7 protein-coding genes are annotated in these 22,042 nt (G+C 62.5%); 6 read left to right on the top strand and 1 reads right to left on the bottom strand.

Features of this window, described 5'->3' with window-relative positions; all coding sequences use genetic code 11:
- Window positions 1–6 precede the first annotated feature (6 nt).
- From H7C86_RS24025 to H7C86_RS24015, 3 genes are all read left to right on the top strand, one after another.
- Entirely contained in the window at window positions 7–300 is a 294-nt protein-coding gene (locus tag H7C86_RS24025) for a DUF1905 domain-containing protein (protein WP_019748768.1), read from the top strand.
- A gap of 24 nt (window positions 301–324) precedes the next feature.
- On the top strand, window positions 325–951 hold the full coding sequence (locus tag H7C86_RS24020; RefSeq protein WP_019748767.1) for an SRPBCC family protein: 627 nt from the start codon (window positions 325–327) through the stop codon (window positions 949–951).
- A 73-nt stretch (window positions 952–1,024) separates the two neighbouring features.
- On the top strand, window positions 1,025–1,411 hold the full coding sequence (locus H7C86_RS24015; RefSeq protein WP_020907994.1) for a DUF2784 domain-containing protein: 387 nt from the start codon (window positions 1,025–1,027) through the stop codon (window positions 1,409–1,411).
- Between the two features lie 60 nt (window positions 1,412–1,471).
- Here H7C86_RS24015 and H7C86_RS24010 read toward each other — a convergent pair whose 3' ends face one another.
- A complete protein-coding gene (locus H7C86_RS24010) occupies window positions 1,472–1,897 on the bottom strand; it encodes a nitroreductase/quinone reductase family protein (RefSeq protein WP_182262356.1) in 426 nt (141 codons plus the stop codon).
- Between the two features lie 109 nt (window positions 1,898–2,006).
- Between H7C86_RS24010 and H7C86_RS24005 the strand changes: the two genes are divergently transcribed.
- From H7C86_RS24005 to H7C86_RS23995, 3 genes are all read left to right on the top strand, one after another.
- A complete protein-coding gene (locus H7C86_RS24005; RefSeq protein WP_020907992.1) occupies window positions 2,007–2,429 on the top strand; it encodes a metalloregulator ArsR/SmtB family transcription factor in 423 nt (140 codons plus the stop codon).
- On the top strand, window positions 2,426–3,463 hold the full coding sequence (locus tag H7C86_RS24000; protein ID WP_182262355.1) for a cation diffusion facilitator family transporter: 1,038 nt from the start codon (window positions 2,426–2,428) through the stop codon (window positions 3,461–3,463). Before H7C86_RS24005 ends, H7C86_RS24000 begins: the two co-directional genes overlap by 4 nt.
- A gap of 209 nt (window positions 3,464–3,672) precedes the next feature.
- A partial coding sequence (locus H7C86_RS23995; RefSeq protein ID WP_182262354.1) for a non-ribosomal peptide synthase/polyketide synthase occupies window positions 3,673–22,042 on the top strand: 18,370 nt, incomplete at its 3' end.

Below are 22,042 nucleotides of genomic sequence, written 5' to 3'. Positions count from 1 at the left end.
CACGAGATGGCCGCTGACAAGACTCCACAACCGCTCGATTACGCCTTCACCGCTCCCATCGAGAAAGACGGGGCGTTCGCGACATTTCTGACGGTGCCTGGTTCGGCGGAACTTCTGGGAACCAGGCGCGCTGTGAAGGTGGTCGGGACTCTCGATGGTGAACATCCCTTCGAGGCGACGCTGATGCCGTCCGGTGACGGTCCACACTGGCTTCCGCTGCGCGTGGCGCTCTGCAAGGCGATCGGCAAGAGTGCCGCTGGAGAAGAAGTATCGGTACATCTACAGCAGCGACTGAGCTGAAGTTTTCCCGAACCAAGGAGCGTCGTGGTCGACAGAGCGGTTGATTCGTTGCAGGTGGTAGCGCGAGAGTTGAGCCCGTTCGGCGGTGACGAGTCGAAAACACGCACGTTGCGCATGTCGCGGACCCTCGCGGCGCCCATCGGCACGGTCTGGGCGGCGATCACCGAGTTCGACCGCATTCCCCAATGGTTCATGCCGGTCGGGGGAGAAGCCAGGATCGGCGGCCACTATCAGCTCGAGGGCAACGCCGGCGGCGAAATTTTGGCGTGCGATGCTCCTCGAACACTTCGCATCACCTGGGAATACGGCGGCGATGTGAGCTACGTGACTGTAAATCTCGCCGAAAAAGGCAGTGGTGCAACGCTGTTCGACTTCGAACACGCCGCGGACGTAGCGCCGGATCGGTGGGCCGAGTACGGTCCAGGTGCCGTCGGTGTCGGGTGGGACATGGGACTGCTCGGGCTGGCTCGACACGTGGAACTGGGGATCGCGACGCCACTCGAGACACCCGAGTGGTCGGCGAGCGACGAGGCCAAGGCATTCATCGCGGGAAGCAGTGAACTGTGGGCCGAAGCTGCGATCGCATCGGGCGACGACCCGGATGCGGCTGCAGCCGCCGCTGCTCGCACGACCGCTGCATACACCGGGTAGATCACCTCTACGAGGACTAACATCGGATTAGTCTGGTTGTTGCGGGACTTCCGCGCCACGAGCGGAGACGACGATGGTGTATCGGCTCATCGAAGTAGTGACGGTGTTCGTCCACTTCGCGTTTGTCCTCTATGTGGTGCTGGGTGGGTTCGTGGCGTGGAAGTGGCGTCGTACCATCGGTTTTCACCTTCTTGCAGTCGTCTGGGGAGCCGGTTCGATAGCGGTCGGATATGACTGCCCGCTGACCAATCTCGAGAACTGGGCCCGCCGAATGGCCGGTATCGCGGAGTTGCCGTCCACCGGATTCATCTCGCACTACATCACCGGCGTGTTCTATCCGGCGAGTATCGAAGGCCTGGTACAGGCGCTCGCGGCGACAGTGGTTGTCGGATCCTGGGTCGGATACGTGCTGCTCGGACGGCATTCGAAGGCTGAGGTCAAAGCGTCTTCAGTGTCGTGATTCCGTACAAACGATCCCTGCCGTTTCCGGATGGAAACGGCGGGGAGGCGCGATCAGGATTTACGCGCGAGTCAGTGCCACCACCGGAATTGTGCGGATCCCAGCTGTCTTCTCCGCGTATTCGGCAAATCCCGGGTATCGACTGGCCTGCTCGTCGTAGATGCGGTCACGCTTCTCGCCGGTTACTTCGCTGACGGAGACCGGGTATGTTTCGGTGCCGATCTCGACCGCTGCCTGGTCGGTGGCAACGAGGTTGTAGTACCAGTCGGGATTGGTCGGGGCACCGGCCTTGGATGCAAAAACGTAGATGGTCTTCGGATCCTGCTCGTCTGCCAGATACATCATGGGACTCACGAAATCGCGTCCGGATTTGCGTCCTGTGTGGTGGACCAACAGCATGGGCGCACCTTCGAAGGGGCCACCTACCTTGCCCTCGTTCTCCCGAAATTCCGCAATGATTCCTGCGTTCCAATCGTCGGTACTCATCGTTGTCTCCCGGTCTGCGAGTGGCGAAGGGCTCTGCCGCCAAGCTTTGCACAACTGGTGAATCGACGAGAGGTCATCTTCGGCGTCCAGCATGATCTACTATCTACGTATGAACGCAGATAGCGGTGTTTGTCGCCGCAAGCTTCCCGATGATCAAGTCGACCTCGTAGTCGAGGTGTTCCGCATGCTGGCCGACGCAACCCGTGTGCAGGTTTTGTGGGCATTGGTAGACCGCGAGTGCTCGGTGAACGAACTGGCGGAACGCGTCGGCAAGCCGGCGCCCTCGGTGTCGCAGCACCTGGCGAAATTGCGCATGGCAAGGTTGGTACGAACGCGCCGCGATGGTACGACGGTGTTCTATCGTCTGGAGAACGACCATGTGCGCCAACTGGTTACGGATGCGGTCTTCAATGCCGAGCATGCCGGACCAGGATTGCCGGGGCATCACCGTAGTGAAGGTGAGCTTCGGGAGATACACCCGGAGCGCTCGGCGAAGGTCGATCGTAGCGATCAAGAAGAAGGTGCGTCATGACGCACGAACCAAAGACGTCCCACGGTCACGGCCACGGCCACGGACACGGCCACGGGCCGAAGGGATTTCGATCGGCAGTCCGCGAAGTGTTCTCCCCGCACAGTCACGACGCTGCCGACAGTGTTGACGACGCATTGGAATCGAGCACAATCGGCATCCGGGCGGTCAAGATCAGTCTTGTCGCGCTCGGAGTCACCGCAGTTGCTCAGGTTGCGATCGTGGCGATCTCGGGTTCGGTGGCGCTGCTGGCGGACACCATTCACAACTTCTCCGACGCGCTCACGGCAGTCCCACTCTGGATTGCCTTTGCGCTCGGTCGGCGCGCTGCAACCAGGCGCTATACCTATGGTTTCGGGCGTGCGGAGGATTTGGCCGGACTGTTCGTGCTCGCCATGATCGCACTGTCGGCAGTGATCGCCGGTGTCGAGGCGGTGAGGCGATTGATCAACCCGGTCGAGATCGAGCACCTCGGTTGGGTAGCGGCGGCAGGTTTGATCGGTTTCATCGGAAACGAATTGGTGGCGTTGTATCGGATCAGGGTCGGCAGGCAAATCGGTTCAGCGGCCCTGGTGGCCGATGGATTGCATGCTCGGACAGACGGATTCACCTCGCTCGCAGTCCTTCTGGGGGCTGGGGGAGTTGCGCTGGGTTTCCCGTTGGCAGATCCGATCATCGGCCTTGTCATCACCGTGGCCATCGTGGCGGTGCTGAGGACTGCAGCGCGAGACGTCTTCCGGCGGTTGATGGACGGCGTCGAACCGGAGTTGGTGGACGGCGCCGAGCATGCATTGATGCACGAACCCGGAGTCCTCGGTGTTCGTGATCTGAAGATGCGGTGGATCGGACACCGACTGCATGCCGATGCAGAACTCGACATCGATCCCCGGGCAACGCTTGCCGAAGCTCACGCGATTGCACACAGCGCCGAGCATTCGCTCACTCACGCGGTACCCAAACTCGCTACCGCCTTGGTGCATGCGTACCCGGCGCATGACGCACCGAATATTGAGACCGCACTCGAATCCCAGGTCTGATCTGCAGAAACAGACCTGGCGGAATCCTTTATGTGATCGCATGGGAACTTGTTTTGCCATTTGACGAGATGGGAAGGTTATGCAACCCTATCTTTGATCAATCGGCGGACTGTGTCGAGTGGTAGTCGGCACGGTCGTCTCGCGCCGCAGGTCCACGGCAATCGATGCAGGCCGTCGGTACTTTTTTCGGCAGATGAGAGAACGACGCTGTGCATGCTGATCGACGTTTCGAGCCCTTTCCGCTGACCAGCGCGCAACGCGGAATCTGGTTTGCCCAGCTACTGCGCACTGATGTGCCGATCACGATCGCGCAGTATGTCGTAGTCGACGGGACTCTCGACGCGGCGGTGCTCGAAAGTGCCTGCGTCACAGCAGCGCATGAGTTCGGCTCCGGGATGCTGAAACTGCTCGAGATCGACGGCGAACCGTTTCAGCAGATCGATTCCGAGCTCAGTCAGAGCGTCGAAGTCGTCGATCTGAGCGGTGAGCGCGAGCCGGAGGCAGCCGCACTCGAGTGGATGCGGCAGGAGTACACCCGACCTTTTGATCTGCTCGCCGATCGATTGGTGAAGTCAGCCGTCCTGAGCGTCGGCGCGAACCGCCAGTTCTGGTACTGCCGGATCCATCATCTAGTCCTCGACGGCTACGGCGCCATGAACTTCATGACACGCATCGCCGAGCTCTACTCAGCGGAGGTCGCCGGCCTTTCAGTCCCCGAATCGTCGGCAACCGATCTTCTGGCCGTGCACGACGCCGAGGCCGAGTATCGGCACTCGCCGCGATTCCGCCGAGATCAGGACTACTGGGCAGCCAAGACAGCAGAGCTTCCGGCCGTGGCAAGTCTGGCCGGGAAGCGGATGGACGCCACACCGGGTGCGGTCGTGGTCGGCCGAACACTCGACAGTGCGAACGCGACGGCGAAGGCGGACGAGTTCTCTTCGGCGGCGGCGGTGGCTGCCTTCGCGCTCTACTTCGCCCGGGTGACCGGCACCGAAGACGTAGTGCTGAGTTTGCCGGTGACCGCGCGAACGAACAGGGTTCTGCGCGGTTCGGGTGGCATGATCTCCAACGTCGTTCCGCTGCGCCTCGCGGTGACCGCTTCGACCACGGTTGCCGAATTGAGCGCGGCTGCCTCGCTCGAACTGACCGGCGCGCTCAGACATCAGCGGTACCGCACCGAGGACATGAGGCGCGATCGAGGCGTCGGTGCCGAGCGTGGGTTCTTCGGTCCCGCGATCAACATCATGAACTTTCACCCCGAAGTGGTCCTGGGGTCGGTGACTGGTCGATTCCACATCTTGTCGACAGGGCCGGTGGAAGACCTGTCGGTCAACATCTATCCGAGTGCCTCGGGAGAGGCGCCGCGAATCGATTTCGAAGCCAATCCCCATCTGTACACCGCAGATGTCCTGAGCGACCATGTCCGCCGATACGTCGAACTGCTGTCCCGGTACACGCAAGCGCTGCCGGACACTCGTGTTCACGATCTCGAGATCCTGAGCGAAGCCGAGCGGAAGTCGCTCGTTCCGGCACGCGGCCCTGACGCACTGGCACCGATGACCTTGCCCACGATTCTCGCCCACGGCGTCGCGGCGTCGTCTGAGGGGATCGCACTGAGCTGCGGTACCCAGCAGCTCAGCTACCGCGAACTCGATCGTCGCTCCAACGTACTCGCTCGAATGCTGATCCGGCGCGGAGTGGGTCCTGGCACCAGTGTCGTGATCGCGCTGCCTCGATCCATCGATGCCGTCATCGCGTGGTGGTCGGTTGCCAAAACCGGCGCTGCATCAGTTCCGGTCGATCCGACGTACCCGGTCGAACGAATCGGTCACATGGTCGGGGACAGTAATGCTGTTGTGGGAATTACTGATTCGACTGTCCATCAGATGCTGCCCGTCGATCTGGACTGCATCTCGATCGACGCCTTCAGCTTTGTCGGCGACGAGTCCGTCGTCGACGACTCTGACCGCACGGCGCCGTTGCGAAGCGATCACATCGCCTATCTGATCTACACGTCCGGTTCCACCGGTACACCGAAAGGTGTTGCCGTCACGCACAATGCGTTGGTCGATTTCACCGCGTGGGGTCGCCCCGAACTCGGCGTCGGTGCGCATTCGCGAGTTCTGCGATTCTCGTCCGCGAGTTTCGACGCCTCCGTCTTCGAAATGGTTCAGGCGTTCAGTGCCGGGGCGACGATGGTCATCGCTCCGGCAGATGTCTACGGCGGCGGCGAGCTCACAGAACTGCTGCGCAGCGAGCGCGTCACCCACATCATCAGTGCGCCGGCAATTCTGGGCACGGTGGACGCCACCGATCTTCCGGATCTCGAAGCTGTGGTTGTCGGAGGTGACGTGTGCCCGCCGGACCTGGTTCGACGCTTCGGCCCGATCTGCCGGTTCTACAACAGTTACGGCCCCACCGAGTCGACCATCGTCATCACCACGACACCCCCGCTGGCGTCGGACGAGGCCATCACGATCGGTTCTCCGATTCAGGGCGCGCATCTGATGGTTCTCGACCGCTGGTTGCGACCTGTGCCGGCCGGGGTGGCCGGTGAACTGTATCTCGGTGGCCCCGGATTGGCGCAGGGCTACCACTCACGTTCAGCTCTCACCGCTGCGAGTTTTGTCGCCGATCCTCTCGGCGGCGGAACTCGGTTGTACCGCACCGGAGACGTGGTCCGCTGGACTCGGACTCTCGAACTCGAGTACGTCGGCCGCTCCGATTTCCAGGTGCAGGTCAATGGACTTCGCATCGAACTCGGTGAGATCGACGCTGTGCTCGCACGCCATGAATCCGTCGATTTCGTGGTGACGCTTGCCGGCGGCACCGTGTACTCGTATGTGAAGATCAAGCCGGGACACGATCTCGACGAAGAAGCGTTGATCGCACACGCATCTCGATTCCTGCCCGCTCACATGGTGCCGTCCCAGCTGATACCGCTGGCCGAAGTGCCACTGACCCCGGCAGGCAAGCTCGATCGCCAGGCGCTACCCGAACCGGAATTTCGTTCGGCGGCTCAGAACTACCGGGCGCCGAGCGGTCCGGTCGAGCGCATCATCGCCGACGCCGCTGCGTCGGTACTCGGCGTCGAGCGAGTCGGCGTCGACGATTCCTTCTTCGCGCTGGGTGGAGACAGCATCGTCGCGATCTCGCTCGTCTCTCGAGCAAAAGCCGCCGGAGTTGTCTTCACTCCTCGCGACGTGTTCGAACGCAAGACGGTGGCGCGATTGGCCGAAATCGCACTCCCGGCAGATGAATCGGTCGTACTCGAAGAACTGCCGGGTAAGGGAGTGGGGTTTGTCCCGCTGACCCCGATCGCAGCCAAGATACTGGGCACGGCCGGTAGCATCGACACCTTCTATCAAGCCGTGTCGGTCAGTGTTCCTGTCGGACTTGATCTCTCGCGCCTCGCGGCAACTCTTCAAGTAGTTGTCGATCAACACGACGCTCTTCGCGCGCGTTTGTTGCCCGACCACTCCGGATTCGACATTGCCCCTGGCTGTGCTGTCGATACATGGGTTCGTCGGACCGTCACCGAAGCGCTACCCGGAACCCCCGAGTTCGAGGAAGCTCTCACCCAGGCGACCGCGGACGCCGCGTCGAGGCTCGATCCGTACCGCGGCGATACTGCTCAGATCGTCTGGCTCGACTCGACGCACGATTCGGGCCGATTGGTGGTCGTCATCCACCATCTGGTTGTCGACGGCGTCTCGTGGCGGATTCTCCTTCCGGACTTCGCTGTAGCCTGGCAACAGATCGTTCACGGTGGCACGCCGGTACTGATGCCCGTCGGAACGTCACTGCGGCGTTGGTCGCACGGACTCACCGCGCTGTCACCGTCGGCGGAACTCGAGTACTGGCGTGAGGTCGTCGACTCCGATGGTGCGCCGATCGGTTCGCGTCCTCTCGATGCGGAACGGGACCGAGGGTCGTCACTGCGTCGGGTCCGGGTCGACATCGACCGTGACACAACAGATCACCTGTTGCGCGCGGTACCGTCGCACTATCGGACCGGTGTCAACGACGGCTTGCTCAGTGCCCTTGCCCTGGCATTGCGCACCTGGAGCGGATCACAGCGGATGCTCGTCTCGCTCGAAAGTCACGGACGAGACGAAGACGTGCTGCCCGGCGCTGACCTGTCCAGGACCGTCGGCTGGTTCACGGCGGTGTACCCGGTTCGGATCGATCTCACCGGACTCGGAGTGGACACGCCGGCGGTCGTGAAATCCGTCAAGGAACAGCTGAGAACCACGCCGGGGTCCGGTATCGGTTACGGGCTGCTCCGACGTGCAGGGATGCTGACCGGCCCGGAACCGCAGATCGGTTTCAACTACTTGGGCAAGATGTCCACCGCGGAGTTCGGTGACGAATTGCGGGCCGCGGGCTGGATTCCCGACGCCGGAATCGATCTCAACAACGGCAGCGGAAGCGATCTCGCGGTCAGTTATGCGATCGACATCAATGCCGCCGTCGTGGACGGTCCGGAAGGCGAGTTTCTTTCGGCGTCATTTGCTTTCCCCGAAGGTATCTTCGAACCCGCTGCAGTCGCGGAGCTCGCGACGGCGTGGCGCGTCGAACTGGAGAAGATTGCCGCCTCCGTCGGTGATCATGCCGGCCTCACACCGTCAGACGTTCCTCTGGTCTCGGCTTCGCAGGACGAAATAGAACTGTGGGAGAAGCAGTTCGGCCACCTGGAGGACATCTGGTCGCTCTCACCGCTGCAAGCCGGATTCCAGTTTCACGCCGGCCTCACCGCCGATGCCGTCGACGTCTACACCGGCCAGATCGTTCTGTCCCTCGCCGGGATCGTCGACAGCGATCGACTACAGCGGTCGCTTTCGAGATTGTTCGAGCGCCACACCGCACTTCGGACTGCTTTCGTGTACGACTCGAACGGCGTTGCAGCACAGCTCGTTCTCGATTCCGTGACAACTCCATGGCGGGAGGTGCTCGGGGATGATCCGCACGTCGTCGCGGAACTCGAGCGCACGGCACCGTTCGATCTGAGCGCACCCCCACTGCTTCGTGCAGTCCTGGTACGCCAGGGTGCGGATTCGGCGCACCTGATCGTGACTAATCACCACATTCTCTTCGACGGTTGGTCCATGCCGTTGTTGGTGCGCGATCTTCTGTCGCTCTACGCCGCCGACGCGTCGCTGCCGGTTCCCGCTCGGTCGTATCGCACCTACCTGCACTGGCTCGCCGAACAAGACAACGGCGCGGCATTGGACAGGTGGATCGGCGCACTGTCGGGAGTAGACGAACCGACGCTGATCGCACCACACCGCGCAGAGTCCTCCGTGCATGCAGTTCCCGTGGATGTCGAAGTCCCGCTGGAAGCCTCGTCGACCGAGGCGATCTTCGAGTTGGCCAGGCGCAGCGGCGTCACGGTCAACACTGTCGTCCAGACTGCGTGGGGTCTACTGCTCAGTGGCATGCTCGGACGCGACGACGTCGTGTTCGGAGCCACCGTCTCGGGTCGACCCGCGTCGCTGACCGGGGTCGAAGACATTCTCGGGTTGTTCATCAACACAGTTCCTGTTCGCGTTCGTGTCAACCCGGACAGTTCGGTGTCCGAACTCCTCGAACACGTTCAGTCCGAGCAGGTTCGGCTGCTCGACAGCCACCACGTCGGCCTGGCCGAGGTGCAGTCGGCCGTGGGCGCCGGCGCGATGTTCGACACGTTGACGGTGTTCGAGTCATATCCCGTCGACCGTTCGGCGCTCGAATCCGCGACGGATATCGCCGGGATGCGAGTTACGGGAATCGAGGTCGCCGACGCGACTCACTACCCGCTCGCCCTGATCACGGTCCTCGAACCGAGCCTTCACCTCACCATCGAGTACGCACCCGATTCGATGGACCACGACGCAACAGAGCGTGTCGGCCGACGCCTTGCATCGATACTGGGCGCGATGACTGGCGAGAAAATCCGCATCCGGGACATCGACTATCTCGACGCGGCCGAACGACGGCTCGTACTCGACGAGTGGAACGACACTGCCAACGTCATCGCTGACAAGACGCTGCTCGACCTACTCGGCGCCGACTCGGAAATCGCCGACTCGGAAATCGCCGACTCGGAAATCGTCGACTCGGGTATCGCCGACTTGGCCGATGCTGCACTGACCTTCGCGGGCACGACGATCAGTCGCGGAGAATTCCGGTCCCAGGTCAACTCTCTCGCTCGTCACCTCGTAGAACGCGGCGTCGGGCCGGAGTCACTGGTCGCGATCGCTCTGCACCGGAGCGCGCAGTACGTGGTGGCAGTGCACGCCGTCATCGCAGCCGGCGGTGCGTATCTTCCGATCGATCCGCAGCATCCGGACGAGCGGATCCGGTACCTGCTCGACATCGGAGCACCGTCGGTCGTCCTGTCGGTCGCGGCCGACGCCACATCGCTGCCCGATGGGGTCAACCCCGTACTTCTCGACGAGATCGATCTGTCGGGGTACTCCACCGAGCGGCTCGCGGACGTCGAGCGTCTCGGTCGTGTATCGCCGGATCACGTTGCTTATGTGATCTTCACATCCGGGTCCACCGGAAAGCCCAAGGGCGTTGCAGTGTCGCATCGAGCGATAGTCAATCGCCTGCTGTGGATGCAACATGAATATCCGCTCGGCCGTCACGACGTCGTGCTGCACAAGACACCCGCCACCTTCGACGTCTCGGTGTGGGAGTTGTTCTGGCCATTCGTCGCCGGCTCGCGACTGGTAGTTGCAGAACCCGATGGACATCGCGATTCTCGGTACCTCTCCGAGCTGATCGCTCGCGAAGGTGTCACCACCTTGCACTTCGTCCCGTCGATGCTCGACGTCTTCCTCGTCGACGGAGATCTCGCACAACTTCGATCCGTTCGTCAGGTGTTCGCCAGCGGCGAGGCACTTCCGCGTGCGACGGTCGTTCGCTTCCACGAACGATTCGGTGCACGTCTGCACAATCTTTACGGTCCCACCGAAGCTGCCGTCGATGTCACTTTCCACCAGACGGATGCCGCCGCAACAGGTCCGGTGCCGATCGGCGCTCCGGTCTGGAACACGCAGGCCTATGTGCTGGACCACCGCCTCGCGCCGAGCCCGATCGGAGTGGCGGGAGAACTCTATCTCGCGGGAGTCCAACTCGCCCGCGGCTACGTGCAACGCTCTGACTTGACAGCAGATCGTTTCGTAGCCAACCCCTTCGGTCCCGGCCGGATGTATCGGACCGGCGACCTCGTCATGTGGAACTCCACCGGTGAGATCGAGTATCTGGGTCGTACCGACTTCCAGGTGAAGCTTCGCGGGCAGCGCTTGGAACTCGGAGAAATCGACGGGGTCCTGTTGGAACTGTCGGGAGTTCTCTCGGCCGCCACCGTCGTACGTCAGGATCGTCTGATCGCCTACGTGACAGCTGATTCGGCAATCGACAGTGCCCTTCTCAGCGCGCACGCGCAGGCGAAGCTGCCTACCTACATGGTTCCCTCCGCATTCGTGTTCTTGACGTCGATGCCGCTGGGCCCCAACGGAAAACTCGACCGGCGTGCGCTGCCGGAACCGGATTCGGCGGCAGCTGAGTACGTCGCTCCCGTCACCGAACTCGAAAAGGCCGTTGCCGCGATCTTTGCCGAACTCCTCGGTGTGAGCGAAATCGGCCTCACCGCCGACTACTTCGCGCTCGGTGGCAACTCTCTGACGGCTACGCGGGTGGTGGCACGGATCAACTCGGCACTGGGATCGACTCTGGGTGTCCGAGACCTGTTCGACGCTCCGACAGTTGGTGCGCTGGCCGGACTCGTCGCCGGCAGCGCGCCGTCCAGGTTCACCGAACTCGGACCCCGCCCTCGACCGGACCAGATTCCGCTCTCACCGGCCCAGCAGCGTATGTGGTTCCTCAACAGATTCGATCCGGAATCCGGGGCGTACAACATTGCGGCAGCACTCGCTTTGTCCGGCAACCTGAACATTCAGGTTTTGCGCCAGGCGATCAGCGATGTCATCGACCGGCACGAGGTGCTGCGCACACTCTATCCTGATTCGGATCAAGGTCCTTACCAGTGCATTCTCGACGACGCGCCAGTTGCTCTCGAACCCGCGGATGTCAGTGACCCCGTCGCGGCTATCGGCGAATTGGTCGGTGCCGGGTTCGACGTGACCACCGAGGTTCCGGTGCGGGCTTCGCTTCTCCGGACGTCTGGTCGGGAGCATATTCTTGTACTCGTCGTCCACCACATCAGTGGCGACGGTTGGTCGATGCAACCACTGGCCGCGGATGTGATGACGGCCTACGCGTCACGGCTCGCGGGAACCGCGCCACAGTGGTCGCCGTTGAGCGTTCACTACGCGGACTACACGCTCTGGAAGATCGATTCTCTCGGCAACGAGGACGATCCGGAATCGGAGGCATCGCGCCAGATCGAATACTGGCGCGCTGCATTGGCGCACGTCCCGACCCGTCTCGATTTCCCGACGGATCGGCCGCATCCCACAGTCGCGTCCTATCGAGGTGCGACGGTGTCGTCGACCCTCTCGGCGCAGACGCACCGCGCCGTCGAATCCCTGGCTCGCAGCACTCGGTCCACACCGTTCATGGTGCTGCACACGGCGTTGTCGGTACTGCTGTCTCGGATGGCGGGGGAGTCCGACATCGCGATCGGCACCCCGGTCAGCGGACGCGGCGATCAGGCCCTCGACAACCTCGTCGGCATGTTCGTCGGAACCGTGGTTCTCCGGACTCAGGTGGATCCGACGGCTTCGTTCCGCGGATTGCTCGAATCGACCCGTAACGCCGACCTCTCGGCATTTGCCCACTCAGATATTCCGTTCGAGCGTCTCGTCGAGGTGCTCGACCCGCCTCGCTCGACGGCGCACCACCCCTTCTTCCAGGTGGTACTCGCGACCGGCGATATTCCGACCCCATCCGTGAAGCTTCCCGGCCTCGAAGTTTCTCAGGTCCCGTTGGATGCTCCGATCTCGAAATTCGATCTCCAACTGGATGTCTCGTCGCCGCGCCCGGACGGGTCGGTGACCACGACGTGGACCTATGCCCTCGACATCTTCGACGAATCGACTGTGCGCGAGCTCGCGGATCGGTTCGTCGCCATTCTCGACGCTGTTGTCGCCCAACCCGAATCAGTGGTCGGCGACCTCGATCTGCGGACGATGCCAGAGATCGAACGTCAGGGAACTGCCCAGTCGGTCGCCTTGACGGAGCTGACACTGCCGGAGATCCTCACGGCCGGGGTCATCAAATCCAACGGTGGTCCGGCCATACTGTGCGGCGACCTCGAACTCTCTTACGACGATGTAGACCGGCGTACCAATCGGTGGGCGCGGGCACTCGTAGCTCGAGGGATCGGCCCTGAATCGGTAGTGGCGATCGCCATTCCGCGGTCGGCATCTTCTGTACTCGCCACTTGGGCCGTTGCCAAGACCGGAGCGGCGTTCGTACCCGTCGACCCGAGCTACCCGGCCGAGCGAATCGAGCACATGCTCACTGATTCGGGAGCAGTCCTGACGCTGACGGAAGAAGTAGTGGCGTCGCTTGATCGCGACGACGTCAGTGACACGCGAATCCTCGATTCCGAGCGCACGTCACCGATTCGCACGGACCACACCGCGTACGTCATCTACACGTCGGGATCGACCGGCACTCCGAAGGGCGTCGTCGTCTCCCATGCGGGTCTCGCGGCGCTGGTCGACGAGCAGGTTCGCCGATACGAACTCGACAACCTCAGTCGCACGATGCATTTCGCTTCACCCAGCTTCGACGCATCGGTGCTCGAACTGGCCATGGCTGTCGGTGCCGGTGCCGCGATGCATGTTGTTCCCACGGGCATCTATGGCGGAAGCGAACTCGCGGCCCTCATGCGGGCGTCGAAGATCAGTCACGCATTTGTGACCCCGGCGGCCCTGGCTACGATCGAACCGGCAGAGGTTCCGGATCTCGGTACCGTGATCGTCGGCGGTGAAGCGTGCGACGCTGCGTTGGTCGCGCTATGGGCGTCGACGCGAAAGATGTTCAACGCATACGGTCCCACCGAGGCCACCGTCATGGCTACCCTCGCGGGGCCCATGTCTGCGACTGATCGGATCACCATCGGTAGTTCAGTTCGCGGCACCGTCGCACATGTTCTCGACTCTCGCCTCCGTCCGGTTCCAGACGGAGTGACGGGTGAGCTGTATCTGACCGGCCGTGGACTTGCCCGCGGTTACCACCATCGCGGCGACCTGACAGCGTCTCGATTTGTTGCCGACCCCTCACGTTCGGGGCAGCGGATGTACCGCACCGGAGACCTCGTGCGACGTCGTGGAACGGAAATCGAGTATCTCGGCCGCAGTGACTCGCAGGTCAAGATTCGCGGTTTCCGCATCGAACTCGGTGAGATCGACGCGGTGCTCGGTGCGCACTCTGGCGTACGAACTGCGGTGACGACAGCAGACGACACCGTCGGACTGCACTCGTACGTGGTCGGTGGTCATCTGGATCCGGAAGAAGTGCGCACCTTCGTCTCCAGTCGACTGCCGGCACACATGGTTCCTTCCTCGGTGATCGTTCTCGAGGAAATTCCGTTGACGCCGGCCGGAAAGGTCGATTTCCGCGCGCTGCCTGCCCCGACGATGCGCCGGAATGCGTATGTCGCACCCGTCACGAAGACGGAGGAGTTGATCGGCCGGATCTTCGGTGACGTCCTGGCAGTCGACCAGGTCAGCATCACGGACGACTTCTTCGACATCGGTGGAAACTCTCTGAGTGCTACCCGAGTGATGGGACGGGTCGGCACCGAACTCTCAGTCACCCTCCCGGTTCGGGTTCTCTTCGATGCCAGGACAGTCGCGGCCCTCGCTGTGGCAGTCGATGCAACGCAGAGCGGAACGCGGCCCGCTCTGGCCGCCGGGCCTCGGCCCGAGCGAATCCCGCTCTCGCCGGCGCAATCGCGAATGTGGATTCTCAATCGATACGATCCTGCCTCGCCCGCGTACAACATCCCGCTCGTCCTTCGCCTGCGCGGCCGGCTGGATTCAGTGGCTCTCCGAGAATCTCTGTCGGACATCGTTCTTCGCCACGAATCCTTGCGGACGATATTCCCTGACGATGCCGAAGGGCCTTTCCAGCGGATTCTCGACGACGTCGACGTTCCTTTTCGTCACACGGTGGTTTCTCCCGAACAGGTTGCCGATCAGATTGTCGGCGCTGTGGACGAGGGGTTCGACGTCACCAGAGCAATCCCGTTGCGGGTAAACCTGTTCGAGCTCTCGGCTGACGAACACATCCTGGTCGCCGTGATTCACCACATAGCCGCGGACGGTGCGTCAGTGGCGCCGCTCGCACGGGATCTCGTTCTGGCCTACTCGGCGCGCCGTTCGGGTACGGAGCCGTCACCGGCCCCGTTGGTTGTTCAGTATCCGGATTACAGCGTGTGGCAACACCAGGTCCTCGGTTCGGAAAGTGATCAGACCAGTCTTGCTTCGGCGCAGGCCGAGTATTGGCGTGGCCAGTTGGCCGGCGCGCCGGAGCTTCTCGAACTTCCGGCCGATTTCCCGCGGCCGGCGATTGCGTCGCTGCGCGGAGCGAACACCGAACTGGTGTTGGCGCCCGCGATGGTCACTGCACTCGGGCAGTTGGGCCGCACACAGGGCGCCACGACCTTCATGGTGCTCCAGGCGGCCCTCGCGGTGCTCCTGTCCAACCTCGGTGCGACCGACGACGTGGTGATCGGGACACCGATTTCCGGACGCGGCCAACAAGCGCTGGACGACGTGGTCGGAATGTTCGTCGGCACGGTGGCACTACGCAGCCGTCTCACCCCGGCGATGTCGTTCCTCGATCTGTTGGCGCAGGTGCGAGCCACTGACCTCACTGCGTTCGAGAATGCCGACCTACCATTCGAGCGGCTGATCGACATACTGCAACCCGCTCGCTCCCAGGCCCACGCGCCGATCTTCCAGGTGGCTCTGTCTCAGGAGCAAGAGGGAACCGCTGCGTTCACGCTGCCTGGTCTCGAGATCGAAGCCGTGGACAACGCAGTCGCGGCGGCAAAGTTCGACCTCCAGATCACGATGGTCCAGCACGCAGATTCGTTGAATCTCACCTGGACATACGCCACAGACCTCTTCACCGGCCCGTCCGTGGACGGATTTGCGCAGCGGTTCCACCGGATTCTCGCGCAGATTGTCGAGACTCCGGAAGTGGCAATCGCGGATATCGCCGTTCTGGACGAGAACGAATACACCAGACTTACTTCGGCATTCGGTCCGTCAGCGCCAACGGTTCGCACCCTGGCAGATCTGTTGACCCTGCACTCGGAATCCGCGAATGTGGCAATCGTTTCCGAGTCGTACGGTGAGATGACGTACAGCGAGCTGGATGTGCGATCCTCACAGCTGGCTCGGCTCCTCATCGAACGTGGGATAGGCCCCGAAACAGCTGTTGCGGTGTCTCTTCCACGTTCGACGCAGTCCATCCTCGCACTGTGGGCTGTTGCCAAGTCCGGAGCAACGTACGTTCCGGTGGATCCGACGTATCCCGACGAGCGCATCGCACACATGCTGGCAGACTCTGCAGCGCTGGTCGTGATCACCGACTCCGAGACGGCGCCAACACTTCCGAACGGAATCGATACGATCGAGATCGACTATCTCGACCTCGATCGCTACCTCGCAGCGCAGGTCGACGATGCCGATCGGATCCGCCCATTGCACGCGGATCATGTTGCCTACCTGATCTACACGTCAGGCTCGACCGGTCTCCCCAAGGGCGTCGCTGTCACTCACCGGGGACTGTCCGTGTTCTCCGCTCGGACCCGCACTGATCTGGCGGTATCGCGCGACTCTCGGGTACTGCGACTGTCCTCGGCCAGCTTCGACGCGTCCATGTTCGAGATGATCCTTGCGTTCACCGCCGGTGCCACGATGGTGATCACACCTCCGTCGGTCATTGCCGGCGAGGAACTCACCGACGTGATCCGGCGTCATCGCGTCACCCATGTGGTGACGGCTCCTGCTGCGATGACCACCGTCGACGCAGGCATTTTGTCGGATCTCGAAGTCGTCGTGCTCGGCGGCGACGTCTTTCCGCCGCAGCTACTCGACCGTTTTCCCAGCCAGACAAGACTCTTCAACAGTTACGGGCCGACCGAGAGCACCATCGTCATCACCAAGACCGGGGCTCTCCACGACACTGCAGCTCTGGTCGGTGACGGCGAGCAACACCGTCACACGTCACTCTCGCCCGTCACGATCGGTATTCCGCTCGAAGGCGCACACGTTCTGGTCCTCGATTCCGCCCTCAATCCCGTCCCCGTCGGTGTCAGGGGCGAGCTGTATCTGTCGGGACCCGGCCTGGCACGTGGGTACAACCGGCGCGCGGCATTGACCGCAGAACGCTTCGTGGCGAACCCGTTCGGTGCATCGGGCGCGCGGATGTACCGGACCGGCGACGTCGTCGCCTGGACCGAGCAGGGCGAACTGGCGTACATCGGACGATCCGACGCCCAAGTTCAGCTTCGCGGGCTCCGCATCGAACTGGGGGAGATCGAATCAGCGCTCGCCTCCGTTCGCGGAGTGAGCGCTGCTGCCGCCACTGTTCACCGACATGACTCTCTCGGCGATCAACTCGTCGGTTACGTCACCACCACAGATGCGGTGTCGGCGGAGTCCGTCCTCGAAGCCGTATCCGCGGTGCTGCCACGTGCCTCGGTGCCCAGTGCCGTGATCCTGCTGGATCTGCTACCCCTGACTCCGGCCGGAAAGCTTGATCGCGCAGCACTTCCCGTTCCGGAGTTCATCGCCTCGGCGATGTTCCGGGTGCCGACCACACTCGCAGAGATTCGTGTCGCGAGCGCTTTTGTCGACGTTCTCGGTACCGGTACCGTCGGCGCAGAAGACAGTTTCTTCGAGCTGGGTGGAAACTCGCTCAGCGCGACTCGGGCGATTGCCCGAGTCAACGCCACGTTCGGGATCAAACTCGGGGTTCGGGCGCTGTTCGAGGCGCCGACCGTCGCAGAACTTGCACTGGTGGCAGACTCGGCAGAACGTGATGATCAGCCCCGATTGGAAGCACGACCGCGACCTGAACGTATTCCGCTCTCACCGGCGCAGAATCGGATGTGGTTCCTCAATCGATTCGACACCGCGGCTGCCACGGACAACCTGCCCCTGGCGCTTCGTCTGAGCGGAACCCTGGACGCGCCGGCGTTGGCTCTCGCGCTTCGTGACGTGGTCCAACGCCACGAGTCGTTGCGTACCTACTATCCGGATTCCCCGAACGGTCCTCGCCAGGAAATCCTGCCCGAGTCTTCGGTGGATCTCGATCTGGTTCCGCATGACGTCACCGAAGCCGAAGCGTCGCAGCGGCTCTTTGCTCTTGCCGGCACCGGATTCGACGTGACAACTGACGTACCACTGCGGACCGCTCTGTATCGAATCTCCGAGACCGAACATGTGCTCGCCGTCGTCATGCATCACATCGCATCGGACGGATCATCGCTCGGACCCCTGGCCGCCGACGTCATGGGTGCCTACGTTTCGCGGTCTCGCGGCGAAGCTCCACAGTGGACACCGTTGCCCGTGCAGTATGCGGATTACGCGCTCTGGCAACATGATCTGCTCGGCGCGGATGAGAATCCCTCCGTCGATGCTCAGAGACAAATTCAGTTCTGGACCTCTGCACTCGCCGGAATTCCGGACCTGTTGAGTCTGCCGACGGACAGGCAACGTCCGCCCCGTCAGAGCTACCGCGGCAAGGAGATTCACTTCACGATCGGCTCGGACACCGCCGATCGACTGCGTGATCTTGCTGTCGGATCAGGCGCGAGCCTGTTCATGGTGGTCCACGCGGCATTCGCCGCACTGCTTGCCCGGTTGGGCAACAGTGCTGACATCACCATCGGCTCGCCCATCGCGGGACGAGGGCACGAGTCGCTCGATGCACTCGTGGGGATGTTCGTGAACACCTTGGCATTGCGAACCCAGGTGAACACGGCAGCACCGTTCACGGACCTGCTGAACCACACCCTCGATCAGGATCTCGCCGCCTTCGCGCACGCGGACCTACCGTTCGAGCGGCTCGTCGAGATCATCGATCCGGTCAGATCGACAGCCCGCCATCCGTTGTTCCAGGTGGCACTATCCTTCCAGAACCTCACGCCGACAATGTTCGAGCTACCCGGACTGCAGATCGCGGCAGTTGGCGCCCCAGTCGAGACGGCGAAGTTCGACCTGCACTTGACCGTCACCCCTGGGGACTCGGGGTCGATGTCGGCGTCGTTCACCTATGCAACGGATCTGTTCGACCAATCCACAGTGGCGACATTCGCCAACCGTCTGCTTCGCGTTCTCGATTCGATCGGTCGAAACCCGGACCTCCCGGTAGGCGACGTCGCTCTGCTCGGCGACGAAGAGATCGCGGCCACCGTCAACACGTGGAACAACACCGACACTGTCGTTCCAGAGACGACCCTCGCGGATCTGTTCGACGCCCAGGTGCGCAGAACACCGCGCGCCGAAGCGCTGGTTCTCGGTGACCGTCGCCTGACCTACACCGAGTTCGACGCCGAAAGCAACCGCCTGGCACGGTATTTGATCGGAATCGGGATCGGCCCGGAAGTGACTGTCGCGCTCAATCTGCGGCGCTCCGTCGAACTGGTCGTTGCCATGTACGCGGTGGTGAAGGCAGGCGGGGCCTACGTTCCGCTCGACCCGGATCAGCCGGCAGAACGCACGGCTCACATCCTCGAATCTGCAGCGCCCGCAGTTGTTCTGAGCACTTCCCGCGATTCGCTCGACGGGCAGTTCCACGTCGTGGACATCGAAACTCTCGATCTGGACGGAAACGACGCAGCACCGATTCGGGACACCGAACGCCTCGCCTGCCTGCGACCGGACAACATCGCATACGCGATCTATACCTCGGGATCCACCGGAAAGCCCAAGGGCGTGGCGATTTCCCATCGAGCGATCACGAACCAACTCTTGTGGAAGCAGGATCAATTCCCGCTCGGCGCGCACGACCGCGTACTCGTCAAAACTGCATCTACCTTCGACCTGTCCGTTTGGGAATACTGGTGGGCGTTGCAAACCGGCGCCTGCATGATTCTCGCCGAGTCAGGGGCACAGCAGGACGGCGAGTACCTCACGCTGCTGATCGAGCGTGAGCACGTCACGACACTGCATGCCGTCCCCTCGATGTTGTCGCTGCTCAGTGTGTCCGAGCGCCGACTGCCGAATTCGCTCACCAGGATTCTGTGCATCGGCGAGACTCTCCCGATACAGACAGCCGAGCACATGCGAGAGCAGAGTTCGGCGCAGGTCTACAACCTGTACGGACCCACGGAAGCAGCGGTCAGCGTCACAGCGCACCGAACGAGCGATGCAGACGTTGCCGTAGTGCCGATCGGAACCCCCGCCTGGAACACGCGCCTGCATGTACTCGACGAGCGGCTTCACCCGGTTCCGGTCGGTGTCGCAGGTGAGCTCTATCTCGCTGGAGTTCAGCTGGCGCGCGGGTACATCGGGGATGCGGGGCAGAACTCGAGCCGTTTCGTCGCCGACCCGAATGGAACGGGAGAGCGTCTCTATCGAACCGGCGATCTGGTTCGGTGGAATGCCGCGGGCAGCCTCGAATACCTCGAGCGTGCAGATTTCCAGGTCAAGGTCCGAGGTTTCCGCATCGAACTCGGCGAGATCGAAACAGCGTTGCGCGCCGAACGACCGATCCGCGATGCGGTGGTCACGGTCACGACGTCGGCCACCGGTGAGCAAAACCTGGTCGGCTACGTCACCGCGGCAGCTGGCTCGGACATCGAGAGCTCAGCGATTCTGGCACGACTGCGCGCCACCCTGCCCGGCTACATGGTTCCGACAACGCTGATGACGCTCGACTCCCTGCCGCTGGGGAGTACAGGCAAGGTAGATCGACATGCGCTACCGGAGCCAGTCTTCGAGGCACGTGGTTTCCGTGCACCGACGACACCGGCCGAACTGTCGGTGGCGACCGCTTTTGCCGAGGTTCTCGGCAGCGGAAGCACGGGGGAGGTGGGCATCGACGACGACTTCTTCGAACGCGGCGGCAATTCGCTCAGTGCAACTCGGGTGCTCGGGCGGATCAACGCCGCGGCGGGCACGGACTTGCCCGTGCGTGTGGTCTTCGAGTCGCCCACTGTCGCAGAGTTGGCTGCAGTGGTGGAAACTGCCGAGCTTTCGCGGCGGCCCGCGCTGGGTTCGCAGCCGAGGCCGGCGAGGATTCCGCTCTCCGCTGCGCAGACTCGTATGTGGTTCCTCAATCGCTTCGATCCCGATTCGTCGGCATACAACATCCCGGTGGTTCTGCGATTCACAGGTCCATTGGATGTCGAGGCGTTGCGCGCCAGTGTCGCCGACGTGATCGCTCGCCACGAGGTCCTGAGAACCGTGTACCCGGAGTACGACGGAACGGGTTACCAGGAGGTCGTCGAGGAACCTCGTGCTCTCGACATTCTCGACATTGTCACGGTGCAGGAGGATTCGCTCCACAGCGTGCTGGCCGATGTTCTCGGCGTGACGTTCGACGTCACGTCCGAGATCCCCATGCGAGCTCATCTGTTCCAGCTCGACGAGTTTGAGTACGTCCTGGCGATGACGGTGCATCACATTGCGGGTGACGGTTTCTCGATGGGTCCGTTGACGCGTGACGTGATGGTGGCGTACGAGGCGCGGTCCCGAGGTATGGAGCCGTTGTGGGCGCCGCTCGAGGTGCAGTACGCGGATTACGCGTTGTGGCAGCTCGAGACGTTGGGTTCGGAAGAATCGTCGACCTCACTCGTCACACGACAGTTGGACTTCTGGCGGAACGCTCTCGAGGGAGCGCCCGCCGTCCTCGAACTCCCGTTGGATCGGCCCCGCCCGGCTGAGGCCTCCGGACGAGGATCGCTTCTGAGCGTGCATCTCGAACCTGCTCTGCAACAGGCAATTTCCGAACTGGCACGACGGCATCGCGCTACGCCGTTCATGGTGTTGCATGCTGCTCTGGCCGTCGTACTGTCACGGTTCAGCGGCAGTTACGACTTTGCCGTCGGGACGCCGACCGCCGGGCGCGGCGAACGCGTGCTCGACGATCTCGTCGGTATGTTCGTGGGGACCGTCGTGTTGCGCACCAGAGTCGATCCAGGTGAGGAGTTCACCGACCTGCTGTCCCGAGTCCGCGACGTCGATCTTCAGGCTTTTGCGCACGGCGACGTTCCGTTCGAGCGTCTGGTCGAGGTACTCGATCCCGTTCGTTCGCAGTCCTATTCACCGCTCTTCCAGGTCAGCCTCGCACTACAGAACCATCTCGATTCACGGTTGACTCTCAACGGGTTGCACATCGAGAGCATCGAACCTGCGGTGGTGAGCACTCAGTTCGACCTCGATTTTGTTGCGGCCGAACAATTCGACAACGACGGCCTACCGGCAGGGCTTGTCGTTCAGTTGACCTACGCCACTGATCTGTTCGAGGAATCCACCGCCTCACGCCTGATGTACGCCTTCGAATCGGTCTTGACTACTGCTGTCGCAGAACCGGATCGGCGAGTCGAGATGTTCGAGGTGGAGTCTGTGGTGGAGCGTGGGTTGGTGTTGGGGGGTG

This window comes from Rhodococcus sp. UFZ-B548 (assembly GCF_903819475.1).
GTDB classification, from domain to species: domain Bacteria; phylum Actinomycetota; class Actinomycetes; order Mycobacteriales; family Mycobacteriaceae; genus Rhodococcus_F; species Rhodococcus_F erythropolis.
This window is presented reverse-complemented; position numbering and strand designations above follow the sequence as displayed.

Bases quoted from the DNA above. Each gene is read 5' to 3' on its own strand.
- H7C86_RS24025 (WP_019748768.1), top strand. From the start codon at position 7: ATGGCCGCTGACAAGACTCCACAACCGCTCGATTACGCCTTCACCGCT.
- H7C86_RS24015 (WP_020907994.1), top strand. From the start codon at position 1,025: ATGGTGTATCGGCTCATCGAAGTAGTGACGGTGTTCGTCCACTTCGCG.
- H7C86_RS24010 (WP_182262356.1), bottom strand. From the start codon at position 1,897: ATGAGTACCGACGATTGGAACGCAGGAATCATTGCGGAATTTCGGGAG.
- H7C86_RS24005 (WP_020907992.1), top strand. From the start codon at position 2,007: ATGAACGCAGATAGCGGTGTTTGTCGCCGCAAGCTTCCCGATGATCAA.
- H7C86_RS24000 (WP_182262355.1), top strand. From the start codon at position 2,426: ATGACGCACGAACCAAAGACGTCCCACGGTCACGGCCACGGCCACGGA.